The sequence below is a fragment of the Ruegeria sp. HKCCA0235A genome, assembly GCF_013033235.1.
Taxonomy (GTDB): domain Bacteria; phylum Pseudomonadota; class Alphaproteobacteria; order Rhodobacterales; family Rhodobacteraceae; genus Ruegeria.
Genome location: NZ_WQDQ01000002.1, coordinates 272,888 through 295,873, shown reverse-complemented (window position 1 = coordinate 295,873; position 22,986 = coordinate 272,888). Strand labels below are relative to the sequence as shown.

The following is a 22,986-nucleotide window of genomic DNA, read 5'->3' as shown; positions in this document are numbered from 1 at the left end:
CTCAGCCCTTCTGGGTGATGATCACGCGACTTTTGTCTTCCCGCGCGCCGGATCGTTCCGGACCGCCGCCAAACGCAGAAAGCGGTGCATCCGAAATTGGCAACGCCCTGGACAAGGCACCTGATTGACCACTGTCCCGACCCAGATCATACGCGACATCTTCCGCCAGCTCATCCCCCGGGATCGGCAGATCCGCGGTGGGCTCGTAATTCGCGATGAGGTCGAACAGCTCTTTCGGGGGGCAGATCATTCGAAGCGCTTCGGCAACGGCTGGCTCCTCGGTGATGCCGCCGGGTTTTGAATATTCCGCCGCCGGTTCGCCTATGGCGGCAAGAGGGCCATCACCGCCACGATCAACTCCTGCCGTGTCCTGACCCATTTTCAGCGCGGCTTCGACCGCAACCGCGAACCGATTGTCCCACGGAAGGCCAGCCTGATAGCGGGCGTAATCATAGGCGCGCAGCGGTTTCAGGATGTCGGGTTCATGCAGGTCCCAGATCTGGCAGGGCTCGGCATCCGATCCACTGCGTTGAAGAATGGCGTTGACGGCCCGACGTGCGGCCTCGTTCGCCCCTTCCATCGTGGCAAGGTCGGTAAAAGTGCGGACGTAATCCGATGCCAGGAAGAAATTCGGGATGAGCGTGGCCGCATCCGGGCGCAAGCGCCAGCTGTTGATACGGTTGACCAACAAGGGTTCGACATTGCTTTGACGCTTGGGGTCGTTCGGGTCTTGAACGATATCAGGATCGAGGAACCAGTAATGCATATCCTCGTCCCGCAGAATGGTCTGGCCATCCACGTTGATGCTGCGCTTGAGCTGTTCCCAAACCTCTTTTGCGATCTCTTCCCGGCTGCAATCGCGCGCGGTTTTTCCGTTCAGCCCCGGCTTGTCCCATTCGGAGATATCGATTGACAGCAGGCCTTTGGTCTTTCCTTCGGCCCAGTTTTCGAAGTTGATCCCCGGCCAGAACTGTTTTTGCGACACAGCCGTCAAAGCCCATGGGCTGTCGATGAAAATGACGTGGCCGTGGGTCAGCGCGACATCCTTGGTGAGATAGAACTGAATGCCGTTCATCCATTGCACGTCATCGGCCAGCAAAGGCAATTTGGCAAGTGCGGGGTCAACCGCCATCATTTCCGGGGTCACAAGCGGTGCCATGCGTTCAATCGGCATGGCGCTGATGAACCAATCCCCCGTGACCTGCTTTTCTTCGCCATCCTGTTCGACCGTTGCGCCGACGATCTTGCCGTTCCGGCACTCGATTCCGGTGACTTTGGAGTCAAAATTGTACACGACCCCCTTGCTAGTCAGGTAATCCAGCCACGGTTGAATCCAGACAAGATTGGTGGGCCCGTTCAGCAGCCTGTTGCAGTGGGGTTCGGGCGTGGCGATACCCAGCTGAAGCTGAACAGCAATGTCCCCCACTGTCTTCGTGCTTGCCGTCGTGGCCTTGGCGGCCACCAACGAACGGGTCAGGCCGATGGCAAGGAACTTCTGATAGGCTTCCGAACGGTCCTGCGCGCCGATGAAATCCCACCAACCGATCCGTTCATATTCGTCAAACCGGCGTTCCTTGCAGGACGTCGCGATCCGCCACATGCAGGCGACAAAATGTTCGACATCCTCATACGCGATCTGGTCCCTCGGCGAAAGCGCGAAGGCAATGGTCTTGAAGGCATCCGCAACATCCTTGAGCGTGCGGGGGAACCGTTCCGGGACAATGATGCCGGGCTTGTCGAACTGGCTGACCAGAACTTGCGTGGTCGGGACCAGATTGTCAAAGCATGTGCCCTTGTCGTAATACGGCGTGCGGGCCATCGTGTCGGTGATATGCCGATAAAAGTTCGGAAAGAACCTGAACCCATGTTCACCGGGCAGCCAGGGCCGTTTCACGCCGGGCGGATAATTGGCCCCATCCATCTCGGCCCATTTTTCCAGCGCCTTGATGTGTTTCGCTTTCGAGCCATGATCCCCTTCACCCTTCATCACGGGAATGCTGCGGGCCTTGCCGCCGGGGATCAGCTGGCGTTCGTGGACTTCTACCTCGAACCCGCGTTCAATCAGTTCGTGCGCGGCGCTCATGCCAGCCACGCCTCCCCCAAGAATGACAACCTTGTCAGGCATCGGAAATTCCTTTCGCGGAATAGACGTCAAAGCGCAGGGTTATGTCTGACAGGCTGGCTTCGCCAATGCCAAAACCCTGCACCCGATTCATCCAGCTGAAATGCGGATTCGAGGTCAGGTAACGCGGTGCAAGCCGTACCGGAGCCGAAGCGGGCAGATTGCCCTTGGACAATGCCGCATATCCGTCCGGGCCGAAGTCACACACACCCGTATCTTCGAACAGGATCGGAGCTTGTCCGATGGACGGTCTTATAAGTGCCTTTGCATGAAGCAGCCCCACACCATCCGGCCGAACGCGCATCCAGTCTCCTCCGATCGGTTCGATCACCCCTTTCAGATGCGGGCCTTCGACGGTGCCCCCTTCTTTGATGGCGAAATGCAGCCAAATCCCGTCCGGCGTCTCGCCCGAGGGGTGAAAGCTGCTTTCGAACGGCACCACAAATTTGGCGACATGTTCCAGTACCGGCGGCGCCACTGCGGTTTTTGCCGGTTCCGGTGCGGCAGGTTCAATTTCTTTTTCGGGCCCGGGGTCAAACTCGCGCCCTCCCGACGTCAGCACCGGACGCCAGGACAAGGTTTTTTCCTGTTTGACCGACGGAAGAATGGCTGCGAATTGTTGAAACCCTGTTTGCGGGTCCCGCAACAAGGGCCACCCGCGAATGGCACGCTCGGGGCCGCCATCTTCCGAACAGATCAGACGTAGCGTGTCATGCGACGACACGGATGGACCGGCTTCCACCAACACCCGACTGAGACCGTCTGCGTTGATCGCCTCGGACCAACGCAGCGTCACGTCCCGATCTGAAAACTCGCGCACGACCCGATCTCCGGTCAACAGGTTATGGTGCGGACGGCCTTAGCTTCCTTGATCCTGAGATGGAACTTCTGCTGCACGCGGAAGACGTGCTCGCCCTCGGCAGAGGTTTGCAGATACTTCACGGCGATATCCGAGGGCACGACGATTTCAACCGGTGCACCCAGCAGGGACACAAGCACTGCCTTGTCCGGGGGCAGGGTGCTGGAACGCAGCAACGGCCCGTCCAGGAACGGGAGAATGCTGTCACGTGGCAGCACCATCGAATTCGGCAGCGGGGTCGTGACCGCACGGAACAGACCGTTGCCCATCACACAGGCATAGGGGCCCAGATAGCCATGCGTTTCCAGCGCGCTGATGCCCTCGACGACGGCCTCGAAAACATCGGTTCCGCTATAGTTCTTTTTGGTCGTGGATTTGGTTTTGCCTTCGCCCGCTTCAAGCAATCCCGGATATTTGCCACCGCCGCTGATCGTATAGATCTGCGGCAACGAGTCGGGCGCGCCGCCGGCGTGTTTGGGGGCCTGTCCGGTGCCGGGTTGACCGTTGAAAATGATGTCATCCTCTACCCGTGCCACAACGGCGGCCGCTCGGCGGAACATGATCTGAGCCGCCGTCAGTTCCGGATCAGCCACCTGTGCGCCTTTCAGGTACACGTTCACCGATACGGTGGTAAGGCGCAGCGTATCATAATCGTTCACGTCAAGACGTTCTTTGGATGCACCAGATGAGTTCTCGACCAGATCCAGCTTGTTCAGCGGGACGGACTGCGTGTCAGCGGGCAGCGGTCCGTACAGGGGCAGGAAACTGGCGGCCACCCGGGCGCGAAGCGCCTCATCATGGACGGCCTTTTTCACCGCGCTCCACTGATCTTCATTCCAATCCAATGCATCGGTCATTGCAAATCCCTCTCGGTGCTGCTGCCCAATTCGGCGGGGCAGTCAATCTTGTTCATTTTTCTTCTTTCAATCTGTCCAGCAGATCGCGGGCCCGCTGCTCCTGAACAACTCCACGGCAATCCCGGGCAAGCGAAAGCGCTTGCTCCGCCTCGCTGATTGCAGCGTCCAAGTCCCCCTTTGCGGCAAAAGCCTTTGCTCGCACACGGTGATATTCAGGTTTGTTCAACGTCTCGCCGCGCTCCCAGCCGGGTATGCAGACGGTTTCCAGCCGGTCCAAAGCCTGATCAACATCTCCGTGATCAATCATCAACTCAGACAGAACAATCTGATTCTGAGGAAAAGTAAAGTTTCCACCAGATTTGGAAATCAGGTTCATGCATGTCTCGATGCGTTCCGGAACACCTGCGATGTCGCCCTTTCCGGCCTGCGCGAGGCCCATATAGATGTCCTGCATCGCGTGAAGGTAAAGAAACCCTTCCTCATCCGCGACTTTTCTGGCTTCTTTCATCGTTACGTCAAGCCGGTCCCATTCCCCCGCATAGGGCAGGAACATGCTGCAAGCGCCCATCACGTAGACAAGGTTGGGTGCGTGGTTCAGCGCCCTGCTGACCTCGATGGATTCCAGACGCGCGGCCTCGGCTTTTTCGAACTTTCCTTGCTGCCACAGCAGGCATCCCTGAATGGCCAGCAATGACGCGGCCGTGGAAGACTGGGTCATGGGCATCATGGCCATATCCAACTCGGGTGTGATCAGGGCGAATGCGCGCTCCAGCTGTTGTTCGCATTCCGCAAATTCCCCGCGGAAGTAATGCGTAAAGCTCAGCGCCCGTGCCGCAAGCACGTTGGCGACGGGGTCTTCGGACATGCCGGCCATCATGTCCAGCGCCTGTCCCATTTCCATCGCTCGGTTCATCTGACCGGCAACAAAGAAATGGGTCCAACGGCAGAAGGTTGCGGCAAAAAGCGTCTCGCCGTCGCCCAAAGACTGGGCCAGTTCCATCGCCCGGGCGGCAGTTTCGCCGACCTGATCGGACGACCATCCGTAGATCGCCATATAGGCGGGCAGAATGTTCATCTGAACCCGAAGCTCGAAACCGTCGCGATCCGCGTTGGCCTTCATGGTTCCGATGTTGCGCAGGGCGGCCCGGAAAGCGGAAATCGCGGGCAGGTTCGCCAGTCGGGACAACGCCAGTTCACCTGCTGTGACCCAATTCGTGACAGCCTCATCCTTCAATCCGCCAAGATCGCAGTGATGCGCGACGGTATCGGGGGCCGGGCTGCCGAATGCTCTGTGACCGTCCAGCAATGCTTGGGCGATTTTCAGATGCACTTTCTGCCGGTCTTCCCGTAGCAACGAGTTATAGGCCGTATCCTGAACCAGCGCGTGGTTGAACGTGTATGTGGCCGACCCTGAATCGCTGGTGATCAGCACGACGCCAGCCGCCATAAGCTGCATGAGGGCGCTTTCCACATCCATGTCTTCATGCGCCACCGCGTGGATCATCTGAGCGGTGAAACTGCGCCCGATGACCGATCCGAGCTGGGCGACTGGTTTGGCATGTTCCATCCGGTCAAGACGCGACATCAGCGAGTCCTGAAGGGTGGCCGGGACGCTCAGCGCATCCAGAACCTCGGCGTTGATCGGGGCATCCTGGGGCAGCTGGTCCAGAACCGCCTTTGTCATTTCTTCGATATACAGCGGCACGCCATCCGCCTTCTCGATGATCTGCCTGATCAGGATAACAGGCAGGCTGTACGGCTCGGCCACGCGCCGGACCAGTTCGGATGCCTCGGTAGTGCCAAGCGGAGACAGATCAATGCGCGCGGCTCGGCTTTCCAAATGTTCCGGAGGTTCGTATTCAGGTCGGTGCGACAGAACCACCAGTACCGGAAAGTTGCTCAAGGCGGATGCAAGTGCATCCAGTACATCCAACGTGGTCGCATCGGCCCAATGAACGTCTTCGACCACCAACAACAACGTGCCGCGCCTGTCACACAGGCTGCCCAGACTGCGCAGCATCACGTCAAGAGATTTGCGCGCCTTCTTCAACGGGTCGGATTCTGACGGGGCGCCGGTCTCGATACCCGCCAGATCCAGAAGAACGGGCAAGTCCGCGTCACTCAGCCGAGAGGCCGATTGCACGAAGTCCGAAATCGCCGCCCGGATACTTTCATTTGATTTGTCGCCCGAAACGCGCCTCAATTCTCCGACAATCGGGTGCAGCGGAAGACTGGTCAGGTGCGGGATGCACTGCAATGTAAAGGGTTTGACCCCTATTGATTCAGACAGTGACTTGATCAGCCTCGACTTGCCGATTCCCGCAGCCCCCCCGACAAGCGCCAGCCGGCCCGAGCCTTCCTGCGCTTCGTTCCAAAGCCGGGTCAGGGTTGAAAGATCGTCATGCCGGGCGACAAGATCGACCGCAGATTGACCCACCCGCGCGTCGAACCGGCTGGTGGATATGATTTCCGAAACCACGCGATAGACTTTGCGCTGATTGTCAAAGCCTTTCAGCTCGTGGCTGCCACGTGGTTCGAATTCAAAGGCACCCTGGGTCAGCCTCCAGGTTTCTGAAGAAATGATCACTTCACCCGGTTCGGCCAGCCCCTGAAGGCGGGATGCAAGATTCGCCGTTTCACCCACCAGAAAGTCCTGAGACCCCAGGCTTTTCGAAGAAACGACGCCCACGACAACCATACCGGTCGCAATGCCTGCGCGCAGGTCGAGCTTTTCTCCAAACTCGTTTTCAAGGTTCTGAACGGCCTCGATGGTCTCCAATACGGCTCGTACGGCCCGTTCGGCATCATCTTCCATGGCCTTGGGGTATCCGAAATACACCATTATGCCGTCGCCCTGCCGATAGGCCAGATGGCAGCCGTGCTGCTTCAGGGTGCCGATCGCCGTATCCAGATACAGGTTCATGATCTGCATCAGGTCTTCCGGATCATATCGCTGAGCCAGCCGTGTCGACCCCACAAGATCGCAGAAAACCAAAGTCAGCTGCCGGCGCTCGGCCTTGGACTGGACTTCGGGCCGCTTCGACGCTTCCTGCGATTTCAGCCTGGCCTGCGCCTTTCGAAAGCGCTTCCTTTCACCAACCGTCAACCCGAGATCACGCAGTTCCGGATCAGTCAATTCGTCCAGAATCTCGTCGTCAACGCCCTCTCTCTGAAACAGAGTGGCATAGTCATTCAGATCTGCCAGATGTAGGACTTTTGAAATGCGTGGTGATGCCTCAAGGACTCGCGTCATTGTCTTGCGACTCCTTCCATAACTGTCCCCCTGTTTTCCCCTTAATACATATACATAATGTATATGTATAATCCAAAAGTAGAGAGGTATTCATGCTGAATCCATAGCAGGAACAGGCGGCACTGTTAACTTGTTACATTGATTGACCGGTTTACTTCAGAATTTCCACGTCGTCACGCGCATTTCCTTGGAAATCATAAGGTTCAAGTCTCAAGTTGACTTTGTTGGCAAGGTTTCAGGGCGGCCGAACGACCGGATAGGCAGGGCTGCGCCTGACGTCACGTCAAGGCTGACAGAGGTGCAAAAGTGCCGTGGCCGACATGAGATACCGGACAGAAAGGCAGACACAACCCGAGCACCAGCAAGAAGCCGACGCCCGAACGTGCTTCGAATGGAAACATCTAAGCTCCAGGCGCATCCCGTATTTTGCCCGGCCCGTTCTTCTCGGGCATCCCGGCACCATGGAAAGCGGCTCAAAGATCTGAGACGAGGCAGGAAACATCCGGTATCCAGGGCGGATCCGGCCGTGGATGAAACCCTATTCCTCGGCCACGGCTTTCACATGGGCCGCAAAGGACGGAGCCAGCATCAGGGACTTGCACCGCTCGAACCGGTTGGTGGCATAGGCCCAGAAGTCTTCGGCGGGGTTTTCATCTGCATGCTGGATCAATCCCCACAGCGTCCACAGCAGGTCGCACATGGCTTTGTAGATCACCATGCGCCCGATCTGAGCCTCGCTCGGCGCGTTTCCGAAATAGGCGGTCAGCATTTCTAGTTCCTGTTCGTCGTTCAGCCCGGCTTCGACCGACAGATCACCCAGATCCCAAAGGGCATCGTTCATGCCTGAATACTCGTAATCCACGATCCACATGCGCTGGCCGTCATCCAGAAAATTCTCGCACAGCGGGTCGCAGTGGCTCGGGACCAATGTCCCGGGTTTGTCCCGCAGCACCTCGCGGATTGGGGCCGCCTCGGCCACGACGTCCGCGTAACCCTCTGGCAGGGTAGCGTTCTTGTCCGCAACCACCTTCATGTAGTCGTTGATCATCGAAAACAGCTCGAACCGAAACTTGAACGGCTCGGGGGCATCGTGCAACTGCCTCAGCGCCTTTCCCGCGCGGGCGGCAGACCCGGGGCGCGTCGCAAACATCTCGGGTGTCATCGTCACGATGTCGGGCACGCAATCACTGATCATCACGCCGGATGCCGCGTCTGCCCACAGAACTTCGGGGCCGACCCCGGTTTTCGCCGCCACCCGTGCGTTGTGGATTTCAACTGCGCGGTCGATATAGGCTTCGGTGCCTTCACCGGGGATGCGCACGATCACCGTCCTTGGCCCGCCTTCGACGCGATAGACCAGATTGGTCAACCCGCCCAGCCGCTGGGTGTGAATGTCCGCCTCGGCAAGGGTTTCGAACCCCGCCACGTTGCGAAGGGCCTGAATAATCTCATTTGTTGGTTCATTCTGCATCGCTCTCTCCCTCAGGCTTTCAACCGGCTGTTTGCCGGGTCGTAAAGCGGCCCGTCCACGCGGCGGATGGCGTGGCGTTCGCCGAACACCTCCACTTCGAAATCTGACCCACCAGCCAGTCCCGCAGGCAGATAACCGTAGAGGATGCTCTTGCCGACGGTAAACCCATAGCCACCGCTGCACGCCAGCGAGACTGTTTTGCCGGAATGCAGTATGGTTTCCCCTCCGGTGATCGGCAGCCGCTCGTCGGTGATGAATGTACAGAGCCGCCGGTCAGGACCGGTCGCTTTCTGCGCCTCCAGCACCGGTCGCCCGATGAAGCCCTGTTTGGATTTCAGATGTACCCGCGCGCCAAGGCCCGCTTCGATTGGTGAATAGTCGGGGGTGATGTCGGCGCTCCAGTAGAGATAGCCTTTTTCCAGCCGCAAGGACTCGATCGTGCGGTAGCCGATGTCGCGGATGCCATGGCTCTGACCGGCCTGCCAAAGCAAGTCATAGACATGCAGGGCGAACTCGGTCGGGATATGTAACTCCCATCCCAGCTCTCCGATGTAACCTATGCGGATCGCGCGAACCTTTGCCGTTCCCAAGGTGATCTCTCGGGCCGTTGCAAAGGGAAACGCCTGGTTCGAGACGTCTTCTTCCGCGACGGCCAGCATCACATCCCGCGCCTTGGGGCCGCAGATATTGATGACGGCGCGTGCCGACGTCATTTCGATCAGCTGCGCGCGCCCATCGCGGGGCAGGTGACGTCGGATCCAATCCGCGTCATGCACGCCGAATCCGGACCCGGTGACGATGTAAAAATGGTCCTGCCCCAATCGGGTGACGGTGATATCGGCTTCAACCCCGCCGCGATCATTGCACAATTGGGTGTAGATCACCGTGCCATCCGGCTGGTCCATATTTGAAACGGCAAGGTTTTGAAGGGCTTCCAGTGCGCCGGGGCCGATCAGTTCGAACTTTGAGAAACTGGTTTGATCGATCAGAACGACCCCGTCGCGCGCGGCCTTATGTTCCTGTTCGGCATAGGTTTTCCAACCCGGCGACAGGAAATCCAACTGATCCACCGGCTCTACACCGGCCGGAGCGAACCAGAGCGGTCGCTCCCAGCCATTTTTTGACCCGAACACCGCGCCATGTTGTTTCAGCCGCTCATGCAGGGGCGACAGGCGCAGGTTTCTGGCCGTTTCCGCCTCCTGCCCCGGATATCGCATCTTGTAGTGATGCGCGTAATGCTCGACCGCGCGAGGATACATGAAGGCGCGCGTGGCGTGATGCGGGCTGAACCGGCGCACGTCCAGAGGCCACAGATCAAGGCTCGGGCGGCCTTCTACAATCCACTCCGCGATCATCTCTCCTGCGCCACCACCTGCCGCGATGCCGTACAGAAATCCGGTCGCCAGCATCAGGTTTCGCAGTTCAGGCGCCCATCCCATGACAAAATCGCCATCCGCGGAATAAGGGATGGGGCCGTTGATCACCTGCCGGATTCCAACCGTGTTGACGACCGGCGTAACCTGACCTGCCAGTTCGGCAAGGGGGGCAAACCGCTCCAGGTTGTCCGGCAAAAGCTGCCGGACAAACGCGCCCGGAATACCCCTGTCGCCGAATGGCAGCGTGTTGTCCTCATACCCGCCGATCACAAGCCTCCCGCCTGCATCCGGTTTGTAATACACCAGCCGCTCGGGATCCCGCAGGGTTGGCAGGCGTTTTACAAGATCGGCGTCGGGCAGGGGTTCAGTCACGATGTATTGATGCTCGACAGCGCAGGCCGGGACAACGACCCCGAGTTTCGCGGCCAGCTCGCGACTCCACATTCCGGCGCCCAGAACGACGGTGTCCGCTTCATAATCCCCTTCCGATGTCATCACTTTGGTGATGCGATCGTTATGGATTTCAAAATCGGTGACCTCTACGGATTGGCGGATCCGGGCACCGTGCATCCGGGCGCCGGATGCGATTGCCTGACACAAGCCTGCGGGATCGACATGACCGTCCGAGGGGATGAAGGCCGCGCCTTCCAACCCTTTCGCGTCGACATAGGGGAAAAGCGCCTTGGCTTCGGCGGCCGAGATTATTTCCATCTCCAGATCAAAGCTGCGGGCCATTGTCGCCAGGCGCTTTGCTTCCAGAAGCCGCTCTTTGCTTGCCGCCAGGCGCAGGCTTCCGACTTTCTTCCAGTCGAATTTCATCCCGGTTTCTTCGGCCAGACGATCATACAGCGCCACGGACCGTTTCAGCATCCGCGTCGTGTTGCGCGATGATCGCAACTGCCCGACAAGCCCCGCCGCATGCCAAGTAGCCCCCTCGGTCAGGGACGCCCTTTCCAGAAGAACAACATCCGTCTCACCGGACCGTGCGAGGTGATACGCGATGGAGCATCCTATGATGCCCCCGCCAATGACGAGATGTCTGACCGAATGCGTTGTCATGCGTCCACCCATTTCAAATAACATGTCGTCATCAAAAGTCGCAAAGCAACAAAAAGCAACAAAAATGTTTGAAACGTGTTGAAAAAAGTCGCTTGAACAGCGTCAACCTTGCAAGTAACCTGATGAAATCAACAAATATCGCGGCGCTTCATGTCGAAATACGAGCAAGACATTCTCAGCACGGTAAACCTGCATGGGCGAATTTCGGTCATTGAGCTGGCGCGCATTCTCAACGTGTCGGACCAGACCGTAAGGCGAATCGTGAAGCCGATGGTCGCCAAGGGCAGCCTGTCCAAGGTGCATGGTGCATTGGTCAGCACTCAAAATGTGCTGGATCCTCCGTTTCTGGCCCGCATGGCGCAGAACCGTGCCGCCAAAGTCGCGATTGCCGACGCCGTTGCGGCGCGGATACCGGACGGTTCGGCCATTGCCATCGACACGGGGTCGACCTCGGGCTTCGTTGCTCAGGCACTTCGCGCGCGCAAAAACCTCACTGTGGTGACAAACTCGGCCTTCATCGCCGCCACGTTGTCGATGGAAGAGGGCAACAGGGTCTTCATGGCGGGAACGCAGTTGCGCAACCACGACGGCGCCGCTTTCGACCGGGTCGCCTATGACGTAATTGCAGGGTTCTCGGCCCGGACTGCCATATTGTCGGCGTCACTGGTGCATCCCAGCAAGGGCTTCATGGTCTATGATCAATGCGAAGCTGATATGGCCCGCGCGATGTCTGATATTGCGGACCAAACCTTTATGGCGGTTGATTCCACAAAATTCAACGAGGCCCAGACCAGCCCGGCTTTGCGCCTGCCCGGGTTGACAGAAAAAGACGTGCTCATCACCGATCGCACATTGCCCGCATCCTTCCAGTCCTTGCCCGGAGATGCGGAATTGGTGATAGCGGGCGTGAAATCACAAGAAGACAGTCATTGACTTGGTGACGACACTGCCCGGCCCGACGTAACTAGCCGGTTCCACCGAAACGGTGAAACCGGCTGTGTTTCAGGCTGTTGCGCCCTTGATGCGAATGGCAGTGCCGAGGCTGCCTGCACAGACGCCGACCACAATAGCGATGATCAGTTCCAGTGGCTCTACATGCGCAAACCGGAAGCCTGCGAAAACCAGCGTTTCGAATACGCCGACTGCGCCGCCCAATGCCGCACCCAGCCACAGCTTGCGGGTCATCATGCCTAGCGCCAGACCGAGTATGCCGGGCAAGCTCAGGACGTTGCCACCGATGGTTCCAAGTAACTCTAACATCTCTGCCCCCACATCAATTCGAGCTGTTGTTCAGGAAATCGCGGATGTCGTCACCCGCGGCAGCGTGCTCCTGCACAACTTCATCTTCCAATCCAGCAGTCACCTTTTCGTATGTTTCCAGATAGTTGGGTGGCAGGCTGTGGGCGATACCCTGGTGGCAATCAATACAGGTCATACCGTTGTCGATGGCGCGTTGGTGTTCCGAGGCAGCGCGGGTTTCCTGAATGGTGAAGTCCATGTAGTCAAAGTTGTGACAGTTGCGGCACTCGCGGCTGTCAGACGCCTTCATTTTCTTCCAGACGGCCGAGGCCATCGCCAGGCGGTGATCCTCGTATTTCTCGGGTGTGCTGATGGTGCCCGCCAGTTCATGATAGACGTCCTTCACGGCCATGATCTTGGCTTTGATCTTGTGGTTCCATTCATCCGGAACGTGGCAGTCTGAGCAGATCGCACGCACGCCGGAGTGGTTGTTGTAGTGGATCGTCTCGCGATACTCACCCAGGTTCGTTTCCATCGTGTGACACGAGACGCAGAACTCTTCGGTGTTGGTCAGTTCCAGGGTCCAGTGAAATCCGCCCCAGAACAGGATACCGGCCAGAAATCCGGCAAGGATCAGAAAGCCCGAGCTGAACATTACCGCCGGCGTCCAGATCGCGTTCCAAAGGCGACCCAGAAAGCCGCGTTTTTCGGGGGAGTCTGCCATGTCGGTGCTCCTTTCAGTCTTGTTTTGGATCAGTTGCCGGTCGAGGGCTGGAACACGTTTTCAACAAGCGGCGGTGCGTCCGCCTGCGGAACGTGACATTGGTTGCAGAAATAACGGGTCCCGGCGACGCGGTCCAATTCGCGGCCTTCGCGATCCAGATAGTGTGTCATTGAAAGGGTCGGTGCGTTACGCTCACCTGCCTTGGACCAGTCATGGCAGGACAGGCACTGATTGGTGCGCACATCAATCTGATATTGCTCGATCGAATGCGGAATCAGCGGTGGCTGCTGGCGATAATTACGTTGCATCCGTCCTTCGACATTTTTGTGAATCTGATCCAAAGGGATCGGCTCGTCTACGTCCGCGCCCCGCAGGGTTTCGACTTGAGCGGATTGGGCAAAGGCCCATCCGCTCAGCAACACTACGGGTAGAAGGGCAATTCCGCCTGTAACGATTGATCTTTTCATCTTGGCACTCCCCTAGATAGGTCTGGCAGCGCGCGGCTCAGGCGCGGCAACTGGATCGGAAGGTTGAACGACATGGTCGTCGAACCGGTGAGTAAAGTTGAAGACGTCGACTGCGCAGACATCGATGCAGCGTCCGCAGTTTGTGCAGTCGGGTGACAGGATCAGGGGCGAGCTTCCCGGCTTGCCTTTCAGCGCGGGTGAGATCACCTGATTTTCAGGACAGACCGCATAACAATCCATACAGTCATCACAGGCCGTGCGATTGGCTGCACTGACCCGCAGCAGGCTTTTCGACCCGATCAGCCCGTAGAACGCGCCCACGGGGCACAGATGGCCGCACCAGCCATGGCGTGAGACGAAAACGTCAAACACGAAGATGGCCGCGATCATGGCCCAGACAAAGCCCATGCCGAATACCAGCCCGCGATGCAGCATGGTGATCGGGTTGACCAGCTCCCACGCGATCACACCACTCAGGCCCGAGACCAGCAGCACGGTTGCCGGAATCCACAGCCGGGTGCCGCGTTTTGGTTGCCAGCCTTTCGGCAGGTCCAGTTTGCGGTGCACCCAGTTGGCCGCGTCCGTCACCGGGTTTATGGGGCAGACCCAGGAACAATAGACACGGCCACCAATCAGGGCATAGACCATCAGAACGATCAGCCCACCGATCAGCGCGGTCATTTCGGGCCAATGACCTGCAACCAAGCTTTGCAACAGGATGAACGGATCAGTCAAAGGCAACACGCCCAGCGTCAGTGACCCCGCCAAAGTGCCCTCGACAATCCAGATGCCGAACCACGGGCCCAGCAGAAACAGAACCAGAAAGAACAGCTGGCTTGCGCGGCGCACCAGCAAAAAGCGATGCGCCCCGATCCACCCTTTGCCTTCAACGGCCTCCTGACCGACGGGCATGTGCGTGCGAGTACTCATTGCCCCACCCCCGGCAGATCAAATTCAGGGGCAAAACCGCCGGGCGCGGCAAGATTGTCGGTTCCCGGTCCGGGCAAACGATCCGGCAGATCGATGATCCCCTCGACCACCGGCGCGCCTTTGGCTGCCTTTTCCTCCCAACCCTTGCGGTAATGCTCGGCCGAACTGCCGCGCGCCAGCCGTGCTGGCAGAACCTTGATCGCGGCCTCAGGCAGAACACAGCTTTTCTCGCACATGCCGCAGCCGGTACAGCGTTCGGCATGAACGGTTGGAATGAACAAGGCATGATGACCCGATCGGGTATTGTGCGCCGTCTCCAAAGTGATCGCCTCGTCAATGACGGGGCAGACGCGATAGCAGACGTCGCAGCGCAGACCGAGGAAATTCAGGCAGTTTTCCTGATCGACCAGAACGGCAACACCCATCTCGGCATCGTCGATATTCTCCAGCCCGGGGTCCAGCGCCCCTGTTGGACATGCGGCGACACACGGAATGTCGTCGCACATTTCGCAGGGAACATCCCGGGCGGTGAAGAATGGCGTTCCCGTCGCCACCGCATCCGAGCCGAGCTCGGCCAGTTTCAGGGTATCGTACGGGCAGTCCCGCACGCATAAACCGCAACGGATGCAGGCCGACAGGAACTCCTTCTCGGGCAATGCGCCGGGCGGGCGCAATGCATCGGCGGGCAGGGCGCGGGCGTCGCGGGCCAGATAGGCCAGCAACGATCCGGCGACCACGCAGCCGCCCGCCGCCCGCGCCGAGTCCTGCAGGAACCGGCGCCGCTGCGGCGAAAGGGGTTTATCGACAAGAGACATGGGAACGCCCCGTATGATCCTTGCTGGTTACGCGCGCTCAACCTTGCAGGCGCACTTCTTGAAGTCGGTCTCTTTCGACAGCGGGCAGGTTGCGTCCAGCGTCAGCTTGTTGGTCAGCTGGTGCTCATCGAACCACGGCATAAAGACCAAACCGCGTGGCACCTTGTTCCGACCCCGGGTTTCGACACGGCTGGTGACCTCGCCGCGGCGGGTCGACAGAACAATCTCTTGACCCCGGCGCAATCCCCGATCCTTTGCGTCCTGCGGATGCATGTAGACCACGGCAGCGGGATAGGCGCGGTGCAGTTCCGGCACCCGGCGTGTCATCGACCCTGAATGCCAGTGTTCCAGCACGCGACCGGTGCACAGCCACAGATCGAATTCCGCATCCGGCTCCTCTGCTGCGGGCTCGTATGGCGCAAAGATGATTTTGGCCTTGCCATCCTTGTGGCCATAGAACTCCACGCCGGCACCCTCGGACACGTAGGGGTCATAGCCTTCGCGGAAACGATAGAGCGTTTCCTTGCCATCCACGACCGGCCAGCGCAGACCGCGGGCCTGGTGGTAGGTTTCGAATGGTGCCAGATCATGCGCATGGCCGCGCCCGAAGTTGGCGTACTCTTCGAACAGACCTTTCTGCACGTAAAAGCCGAAATGCTCGGATTCGTCGTTGTCAAAGCCTTTGGCGGTTTCCGACAGCGGGAACTTGTCGACGCTGCCATTGGCAAAAAGAACGTCATACATGGTCTTGCCGCGATGCTCGGGCATGGTGGCCAGCAATTCTTCGCCCCAGACCTCTTCGACGGTGAAGCGTTTCGAGAACTCCATCACCTGCCACAGGTCCGATTTGGCCTCGCCCGGGGCCTTGACCTGCTGCCGCCAGAACTGGGTGCGGCGCTCGGCGTTGCCATAGGCGCCTTCCTTCTCGACCCACATGGCGGTGGGCAGGATCAGGTCAGCGGAAACCGCAGTGACCGTCGGGTAGGGGTCTGAAACAGTGATGAAGTTTTCCGGGTTGCGGTAGCCGGGATAGCCTTCCTCGTTGATGTTCGGCGCAGCCTGCATGTTGTTGGTGCACTGAACCCAATAAGCGTTCAGATCGCCATCCTTCAGCTTGCGGTGTTGCAGCACGGCGTGGAAACCGGGCTTGTCAGGAATGGTGCCGGCGGGCACGTTCCAGGCGGATTCGCAGATCTCGCGGTGCTTTTCGTTCATCACCACCATGTCGGCGGGCAGGCGGTGCGCAAAGGTGCCTACCTCGCGCGCCGTACCGCAGGCCGACGGCTGACCGGTCAGCGAGAAGGGTGAGTTGCCGGGTTCCGAAATCTTGCCCACCAGCAGGTGCACGTTGTACATCAGCGAGTTCACCCAGGACCCGCGGGTATGTTGGTTGAAGCCCATGGTCCACAGGCTCATCACCTTGCGGTTGGGGTCGGCATATTGCTTGGCCAGACGCTCCAGCTTGTCAGCCGGAACACCGGACAGTTCCGAGGTGTATTCCAGCGTGTATTTCGAAACGGCTTCGGCATATTCCTCGAAGCTGATCGGCTCCAACTTGCCCGAGTTCGGGTTTTCAGCCTCTTGTTGCAGGGGGTTGTTGTCCCGCAGGCCGTAACCGATATCGGTGGCGGTTTTGGTGATGTTGACGTGGTTTTTGACGAACTCTTCGTTCACCGCGCCATTCTGGATGATGTAGTTCGCGATATAGTTCAGGATCGCCAGATCGGTTTGCGGCGCAAAGACCATGCCATTATCGGCCAGCTCGAACGAGCGGTGCTCGAAAGTCGACAGCACATGTACTTCGCAACCCAGTTTCGTCAGGCGGGTGTCGGTCAGGCGCGACCACAGGATCGGGTGCATCTCGGCCATGTTCGATCCCCACAGCACGAAAGTATCGGCGTGCTCAAGGTCGTCATAGCACCCCATCGGCTCATCAATGCCGAAAGTGCGCATGAACCCAACCACGGCCGAGGCCATGCAGTGACGCGCATTGGGATCAATGTTGTTCGACCGGAACCCGGCCTTCATCATCTTGGCGGCGGCATAGCCTTCCCAGACCGTCCACTGCCCCGAACCAAACATCCCCACGCTGGTCGGGCCCTTCTTGGCAAGGGCCTCTTTCCATTTGGCGGCCATCACATCAAAGGCTTCATCCCAGCTGACCGGTTCGAACTCGCCATTCTTGTCATACTGGCCGTTGGTCTTGCGCAAAAGCGGTGTGGTCAGGCGGTCTTTGCCGTACATGATCTTGGACAGGAAATAGCCCTTGATACAGTTCAAGCCCCTGTTCACCGGTGCGTCGGGGTCACCTTGCGTGGCCACCACTCGACCCTCTTTGGTGCCCACCAGAACCGAACAGCCTGTACCGCAGAACCGGCAGGCAGCCTTGTCCCAGCGAATATCGGGCGCGCCGACCTGAGCGTTGGCCTGACCTGTGGCCATGGGAATGCCCGCAGCCGAGGCAGTGGCTGCCGCTGCGGACGCTTTCAGAAATGTACGACGGGATTCAGAGATGGTCATTGCATGGGCCTCCTGGTGGACGGTTGGCTTGGAGCATCAGGACGCGGAGCCGTCTCCGCGAGATCTTCGAAATGGTGATAAGTCAGTGACAGTGAGATCACTCCTGGGATCTGGTGCAGATCCATGATGGTGTCCGAGGCCAACCTGTCGGCCGTATCCTCGACAACAACTACGAAACGGCCGTCCTCGGCTTCGGCATGAAGCTCGACGCCCTGGGTTTCGGCCATCGCCGCGCGTGCGGCATCGGTGTAATCGGGGGCGATGTGGACCAGACAGCCACAGATGTTCATTGGGTCACCTCCGGGTGTTGTGGGGCGGGGCGGTGCATCACGATCGCCCCGGCGGGGCAGGCGGCGGAACAGCTGCCGCAGCCGATGCAGGTTTCTGTTTCAAGCGCCGGTTCCGCGCGTCCGCCCAGTTGCAGGCGAAAGCGGATGGCATCCTGTTCGCAATTGTCCTGACACAGGCGACAGCTTACGCCGTTCGTCGACAGGCAGCTTGAGTCATCTATTCGTGCGCGCCATGGCCATTCGGCAACACGTTCCGACAGCAACGCCGGGGTCGGACAAATGTCAGCGCAGTCACCACACAAGGTGCAACCGCCTGCGGACAGGTCCAGAACGGGGAAACCGGCATCGTCGAATGTGATGATGTCTTCAGGACAAGCCGCAGCGCAGTCTTCGCAACGTGTGCATAGATCGCTGAAGCCAGTTGCAACTGCACCCGGCGGACGGATCGCATCTGGGTCCTCCCGCAGGGCACGCGCGCTTAGAAAAGCGCGTCTGCTGGTCATCTGGCTCATAGCTGGCGACTCGAAATTGGATTGATAGGTTCGCGTCCTTACTTCCTAGCTGCCTTAAGCAGCGCACGAATTGACCTATATCATACTTTTATATTTTTTTGTTCGGTCTGAGATTTGTAATTCTTCATTAAACGTTCAATTCGATACGGGCGTCGGGGAAGAACTCCAGGATCTCTTTGGCTCTGCCGGCGGATGCCGCGCAAAGTGCAGTGGACAACCCATCCGCAATTGCCGCTTTCGGGGCAGAAACCGAAACGGTCCTGTCGCGGCTTGAAGGCCCATCCAAGGTAATGATGTGTCCGACTCCCTGGCTGATCTGAGTCGCCAGCGTTGAAGATGTCGCCACTGCCCGATCGTTCAATTCAATCCGCTTCAGAACCGTTTGGTCCGGCGCCGCCAATCCCACTTTCCATGGCGCACCGTCACCACGCGCACCCAGGGCGGCAACCTCTCCCATATTGACCAGAACATCACGCAGACCATGAGCACGCAGCAGGTCGGCGATCCGGTCGGTGATCGCGCCCTGCGCTATACCGTTCAACGTCAGCGCCGATTTTCCGGGCACCGGAAGGCGAATGGCCGAGGCGTCATAAATTACCTTTTCCCAGCCTATCGCCTGCTGAACTTCAACCAGATCATCCGGGCGCGTGCCCGCAGCCAATGCCGTCCACACGGGTTGAATGCTCGGATCAAATGCGCCACCCGATGCCTGATGCAGCGCTGAGCTGAGGCTTAGCACCTTCAACAATTCAGGAGCGGGCGCCGTCAGCACACCATCGCGATTCAACCGGCTGAGCTGCGATTGCGGACGATACAGGCTGAAGATGTTTTCCAGCCGGGCAATCTCGGTCTCCATGGCGGCCATGATGGGTGCAGCTTCGGCGTCCGTCAGGCCCACAAGGCGCAGGCTGGCGGTAGCACCCAACGCGGTCCCGTGCCAGCGCGCGTCCGAGGCCGCAAGTGGTGTGGCCGCAGCACAAGCGGCTGAGATGATCAGAAATCGGCGGCGCGACAAGGCGGTCATACGGGGGTCTCCAACGACAGTTCAAGATCGACAGGGCCAAGCACTTCGGTGTCCGGAATGTCCGGCAGGCCCAGTGCCGTTCCGCCGTAGATCTCAATGAATGCCTGAGCATCGGCAGGATCGGCAAAAGGCACCACTTCGCGGGCGCCCATGCCACCTGCCACATTGGCGCCGACAACAAAGGTCGCGCCATCCGCGGCGATCCAGTTCGAGATACCCGGCTGCCGCCAACTTGGCGCAATACCCATGTCGCTGACATAGACGGCTGTGATGTCGGCATCACGTTCAGGGCTTTTGAGGTATGCCACCATGTCGCGCACCTGCGCAAAAAACAACGGTGCGGGATATCCTTCCAGATGGATCTGCCCCTTGGGCCCGCCATGTTCGGCGATGTTCATCTGGCAGAAATAGCTCAGCGCGTCCGGGGTCAGATCCACCGGATCGGGGGCCTCGGCCAGGTCTTCCTTGCAGGCCGCCAACGCGATCAGGGCAACCAGAACGAGGGGTTTCATGGCTCGACCCTCCGGAATGCCAGCCGCGCGAGGGCAAAACCGATCACTGGCCAGATCAACAAAGATGCCGGCGCGGCCCACACAGGCAGGGCCTGCGCGGCCCCGGTCATGCCCGAAGCCATTGCGACTCCTTCGGTCGCGGCGATGTTCCACAGGCGGAATGCGTCGGCCGGGTTGGCCACCATCACCCATGGAAAGACGGATTGGGTAAAGGTGCCGCCCTTGTCCATGACGACAGCCCCCAACAGGCCCAGATCATAGAGGACAACAAAAACCAGCCAGAGCCCGGCCGACAGACCTGCCGCCGCCGTGGCCCCCTTAGCCAGGGCAGACAGCAGGTATCCCAGCGCCAGAAACACGGCGCCCAGAAGGATGGATGTGAGGATGAGACGGACCAACGCCATCAGGCTTTCCGGCCCGGCACCACCAAAGAAGGCCGCCACCGCGCCGGCGGTACCGAAACCGACCGTCATGGCGAAGGCCAGCGCTGCAAGGTGTGCGGTGAATTTGCCCAACAGGATTTCTCCGCGCCCCGCAGGGTAGGACAACAGCAGCGACAGGCTGCCCCGGTCCACGTCACCGGCGATGGCGTCGAACGAGATCATCAGCGCCAGAAGGGGCGCGAGGTAGACCGAAAGCGTGGTCATCGACGCAACCGAAACGGTCAGCATATCGACACCCAGTGTGCCGGTTGGTGCGCTGCCTGCGAAGGTCAGGGCCAGCGCGAACAGCACCATGATCAGCGTCGCCACCAGCAGCCAGCGATTGCGGCGAAGGATCAGCATTTCGGTACGGGTAATGGCGAGGAAGCGGGTCATGGCCTCTCCTCCTGTGCATAATGGCGATAGAGGTCTTCCAGCTTGGGCGGGGTCATTTCTACATCCGCCACGGCATCACCCAATCCGGCGATCCGGCGCAGGGCCTCCATCTTGTCGGCGGGGGAACACAGCAGCTCGACCGAAGCGCCGTTGATCCTGTTGCCGCCCAGTTCGGCGGCCAGCACGTCGGCGTTGGCGCTTGCACGTACTTTCAGACGGATCGGCAGGCCTGCAAGGGCCGACAGATTGTTCAGCGTGTCATCAGCCACCATCCGGCCCTTGCGCATGATTGCGATCCGGTCGGTACGGGCCTCGACCTCGGTCAGCGCGTGGCTGGCGATCAGCACGGCGATGCCCTGCGCGGCCAACTCGTCGATGATGGCATAGAGGTCCTGGCGCGAGATCGGGTCCAATCCACTGGTAGGTTCGTCCAGCAAAGCCACTTTCGGCTGACCCAGCAGCACCTGTGCCAGACCCAGACGTTGTCGCATCCCTTTGGAATAGGTGCCGATCCGGCGGTCCAGGGCATCGCTCAGACCTACGCGCTCCAGCAGACCGGCCACATCCGCCCTGGTGCCGGACAATTTCGCAAACAGGGTCAGTTGCTCGCGCCCGGTCAGGGCCGGGTGGAAGGATACCGCCTCGGGCAGATACGCCGTTTCCCGCCGCGCCTGGGCGCTGCCGGGGGTGGCGTCTCCGATCCGAATTGCTCCGCCTTGGATCGGCGTCAGGCCAAGGATGGATTTGATCAGGGTCGACTTGCCGGCGCCGTTATGGCCCAGCAGCGCAACGCGTTGACCGGGGGCAAGAGACAGGGTGATATCGTCAAGAACGCGGGTTTTGCCCCGGTCCTTGCTGACATGGTCAATAGTCAGGGCCTTATCCGTCATGAGGCACCTTTTCCATAGCTGGGGGTTCAGGGGGTTGCATCAATGGATTGCTGTCCATCACGCCACCGGGCAACAGTGCCGGGAAGGCGGATTGCGACCAGCGCACCAGCTGCACGGCAGGAGAGCCGAGCAGCAGTTTGGCTGCGGGTTGGGTCCACAGCACATGGTCCATACTGTCATTCGGGCGATAGGGGGCATCGGCGATGCCGTTGCCATCCACATCATAGGCGGCAAAATCGGACCAGTAGTTGCCGCGCCCGTCTTCGGACCACTCGACCCATTTGGTCGAGACGTATTTCACCTGTGTCCGGTTCCCGATGAAGGAATTGCCAACGATGCGGTTGCGTTCGCTGCCGGCGGTGAAGTGGATGCCGATGCCGCATCCCTGGAACCAGTTGTCGGTGAATTCGTTCTTGTTGGAGTTATAAAGGAAGGTGCACTTTTCCTTGGCACCGATCACCACGTTACCGGTGATCTGACTCTTGTTGGCATAGTTCAGCATCACGCCATGTTCACGGTCACCGATCGAGACGTTGTCTGCGACCTTCACATTGGTCGTGAACATCACCGCATAGCCCAGATCGTTGCCGATCGAGACATTGTCGCTGACCACCGAATTATCGGCATACATGTAATGCACGGCAAAGCGCAGATCGCGGAACAGGTTGCCGGTAAAGGTGTTCTTCTTGGACGAGTTCACGAAGATCCCGTCGCGCCCATAGCGGATATCATTGTCCTCAACCCGCGCACCGGGTGCATTCCAGACATAAACGCCATTGCCACGGTCATTCATCCGCTGGTCCTGACGTCCTTCGATCCGGTTGCCACGCACGATGCTGTCCTTGGCACCATGAATGTCGATGCCGTAAAGATTGCCCAGCAGCACATTGTCTTCGACCACCGGCGCGCGGGCCGTCTTGGTCAGCTGGATGCCACTGTCGATCCCGTCATGGCTTGAACCCGAGCCGATCACTGTCAGGCCGCGCACGGTCACGCCCGGGCCGGTCACGGTGATGACGCTGCCGGTGCCTTGCCCGTCAATGGTGGCCTGTCCCAGCCCGTCGATGGTGACGGGCCGTTCCAGAACCAGATGTTCGGCATAAACACCGGGGCTCAGGCGGAGGGTGTCTCCATCCGCCGCCTGCGCCAGTATTTCATTGATGGCCCCCGCCCGGTTGGGCACATCCCAATCCGCCGCCCAAAGGGGCGAGCCGAGCAGGAGCGGTATGAGCAGGGGCCAGCGCATGG

The 22,986-nt window shown here is 59.4% G+C and carries 20 protein-coding genes; 1 reads left to right on the top strand and 19 read right to left on the bottom strand.

Going from position 1 to position 22,986, the window contains the following annotated elements; genetic code table 11:
• Position 1 precedes the first annotated feature (1 nt).
• The 6 genes from GOW56_RS05365 to GOW56_RS05340 all read right to left on the bottom strand — a co-directional run bounded on the left by GOW56_RS05365 (position 2) and on the right by GOW56_RS05340 (position 10,997).
• On the bottom strand, positions 2–2,125 hold the full coding sequence (locus GOW56_RS05365) for an FAD-dependent oxidoreductase (protein ID WP_171205217.1): 2,124 nt from the start codon (positions 2,123–2,125) through the stop codon (positions 2–4).
• Positions 2,118–2,942: a DUF3237 domain-containing protein gene (locus GOW56_RS05360; RefSeq protein ID WP_171205216.1), complete on the bottom strand. Its 825-nt coding sequence runs from the start codon at positions 2,940–2,942 to the stop codon at positions 2,118–2,120. The genes GOW56_RS05365 and GOW56_RS05360 overlap by 8 nt, the downstream gene beginning before the upstream one ends.
• A gap of 14 nt (positions 2,943–2,956) precedes the next feature.
• Positions 2,957–3,838, bottom strand: a complete 882-nt coding sequence (locus GOW56_RS05355) for an encapsulin (protein ID WP_171205215.1) — start codon at positions 3,836–3,838, stop codon at positions 2,957–2,959.
• Positions 3,839–3,890: 52 nt separating this feature from the next.
• On the bottom strand, positions 3,891–7,091 hold the full coding sequence (locus GOW56_RS05350; protein ID WP_171205214.1) for an adenylate/guanylate cyclase domain-containing protein: 3,201 nt from the start codon (positions 7,089–7,091) through the stop codon (positions 3,891–3,893).
• A gap of 538 nt (positions 7,092–7,629) precedes the next feature.
• Entirely contained in the window at positions 7,630–8,562 is a 933-nt protein-coding gene (locus GOW56_RS05345) for a choline/ethanolamine kinase family protein (RefSeq protein WP_171205213.1), read from the bottom strand.
• A gap of 11 nt (positions 8,563–8,573) precedes the next feature.
• Positions 8,574–10,997, bottom strand: coding sequence for an FAD-dependent oxidoreductase (locus GOW56_RS05340; RefSeq protein ID WP_171205212.1), 2,424 nt, complete (start codon positions 10,995–10,997; stop codon positions 8,574–8,576).
• Between the two features lie 150 nt (positions 10,998–11,147).
• Here GOW56_RS05340 and GOW56_RS05335 point away from each other — a divergent pair, with 150 nt between their 5' ends.
• Positions 11,148–11,930 (top strand): DeoR/GlpR family DNA-binding transcription regulator, encoded by a 783-nt coding sequence (locus tag GOW56_RS05335; RefSeq protein WP_171205211.1) that lies wholly within the window; start codon positions 11,148–11,150, stop codon positions 11,928–11,930.
• A 69-nt stretch (positions 11,931–11,999) separates the two neighbouring features.
• Here the strand turns inward: GOW56_RS05335 and GOW56_RS05330 are convergent, their stop codons facing one another.
• The 13 genes from GOW56_RS05330 to GOW56_RS05270 form a co-directional block, all read right to left on the bottom strand.
• On the bottom strand, positions 12,000–12,257 hold the full coding sequence (locus GOW56_RS05330; protein ID WP_152460390.1) for a hypothetical protein: 258 nt from the start codon (positions 12,255–12,257) through the stop codon (positions 12,000–12,002).
• Between the two features lie 13 nt (positions 12,258–12,270).
• Positions 12,271–12,960 carry a NapC/NirT family cytochrome c gene (locus GOW56_RS05325; protein ID WP_171205210.1) on the bottom strand — a complete coding sequence of 230 codons (690 nt, stop codon included), beginning with the start codon at positions 12,958–12,960 and terminating at the stop codon, positions 12,271–12,273.
• A 29-nt stretch (positions 12,961–12,989) separates the two neighbouring features.
• Positions 12,990–13,427, bottom strand: a complete 438-nt coding sequence (locus tag GOW56_RS05320; RefSeq protein ID WP_152460388.1) for a nitrate reductase cytochrome c-type subunit — start codon at positions 13,425–13,427, stop codon at positions 12,990–12,992.
• Positions 13,428–13,439: 12 nt separating this feature from the next.
• Positions 13,440–14,357, bottom strand: a complete 918-nt coding sequence (gene napH, locus GOW56_RS05315) for a quinol dehydrogenase ferredoxin subunit NapH (protein ID WP_171119373.1) — start codon at positions 14,355–14,357, stop codon at positions 13,440–13,442.
• The gene (gene napG / locus GOW56_RS05310) at positions 14,354–15,172 is read right to left on the bottom strand and encodes a ferredoxin-type protein NapG (protein WP_171205209.1); all 819 of its coding nucleotides are present in this window, start codon (positions 15,170–15,172) and stop codon (positions 14,354–14,356) included. Before napG ends, napH begins: the two co-directional genes overlap by 4 nt.
• A gap of 27 nt (positions 15,173–15,199) precedes the next feature.
• Complete coding sequence (gene napA, locus GOW56_RS05305) at positions 15,200–17,692, bottom strand: nitrate reductase catalytic subunit NapA (RefSeq protein ID WP_171205208.1); 2,493 nt, start codon at positions 17,690–17,692, stop codon at positions 15,200–15,202.
• Positions 17,689–17,982, bottom strand: coding sequence for a chaperone NapD (locus GOW56_RS05300; protein ID WP_171205207.1), 294 nt, complete (start codon positions 17,980–17,982; stop codon positions 17,689–17,691). The genes napA and GOW56_RS05300 overlap by 4 nt, the downstream gene beginning before the upstream one ends.
• Positions 17,979–18,494, bottom strand: coding sequence for a ferredoxin-type protein NapF (gene napF / locus GOW56_RS05295; protein ID WP_171205206.1), 516 nt, complete (start codon positions 18,492–18,494; stop codon positions 17,979–17,981). Before napF ends, GOW56_RS05300 begins: the two co-directional genes overlap by 4 nt.
• A 127-nt stretch (positions 18,495–18,621) precedes the next feature.
• Positions 18,622–19,518, bottom strand: coding sequence for an FAD:protein FMN transferase (locus GOW56_RS05290; protein WP_171205205.1), 897 nt, complete (start codon positions 19,516–19,518; stop codon positions 18,622–18,624).
• Positions 19,515–20,030, bottom strand: a complete 516-nt coding sequence (locus tag GOW56_RS05285; protein ID WP_171205204.1) for a nitrous oxide reductase accessory protein NosL — start codon at positions 20,028–20,030, stop codon at positions 19,515–19,517. The genes GOW56_RS05290 and GOW56_RS05285 overlap by 4 nt, the downstream gene beginning before the upstream one ends.
• The gene (locus GOW56_RS05280) at positions 20,027–20,848 is read right to left on the bottom strand and encodes an ABC transporter permease (protein WP_171205203.1); all 822 of its coding nucleotides are present in this window, start codon (positions 20,846–20,848) and stop codon (positions 20,027–20,029) included. Before GOW56_RS05280 ends, GOW56_RS05285 begins: the two co-directional genes overlap by 4 nt.
• Complete coding sequence (locus GOW56_RS05275) at positions 20,845–21,738, bottom strand: ABC transporter ATP-binding protein (protein WP_171205202.1); 894 nt, start codon at positions 21,736–21,738, stop codon at positions 20,845–20,847. Before GOW56_RS05275 ends, GOW56_RS05280 begins: the two co-directional genes overlap by 4 nt.
• Positions 21,728–22,984, bottom strand: coding sequence for a nitrous oxide reductase family maturation protein NosD (locus tag GOW56_RS05270; RefSeq protein ID WP_171205201.1), 1,257 nt, complete (start codon positions 22,982–22,984; stop codon positions 21,728–21,730). The genes GOW56_RS05275 and GOW56_RS05270 overlap by 11 nt, the downstream gene beginning before the upstream one ends.
• Between the last annotated feature and the right edge of the window lie 2 nt (positions 22,985–22,986).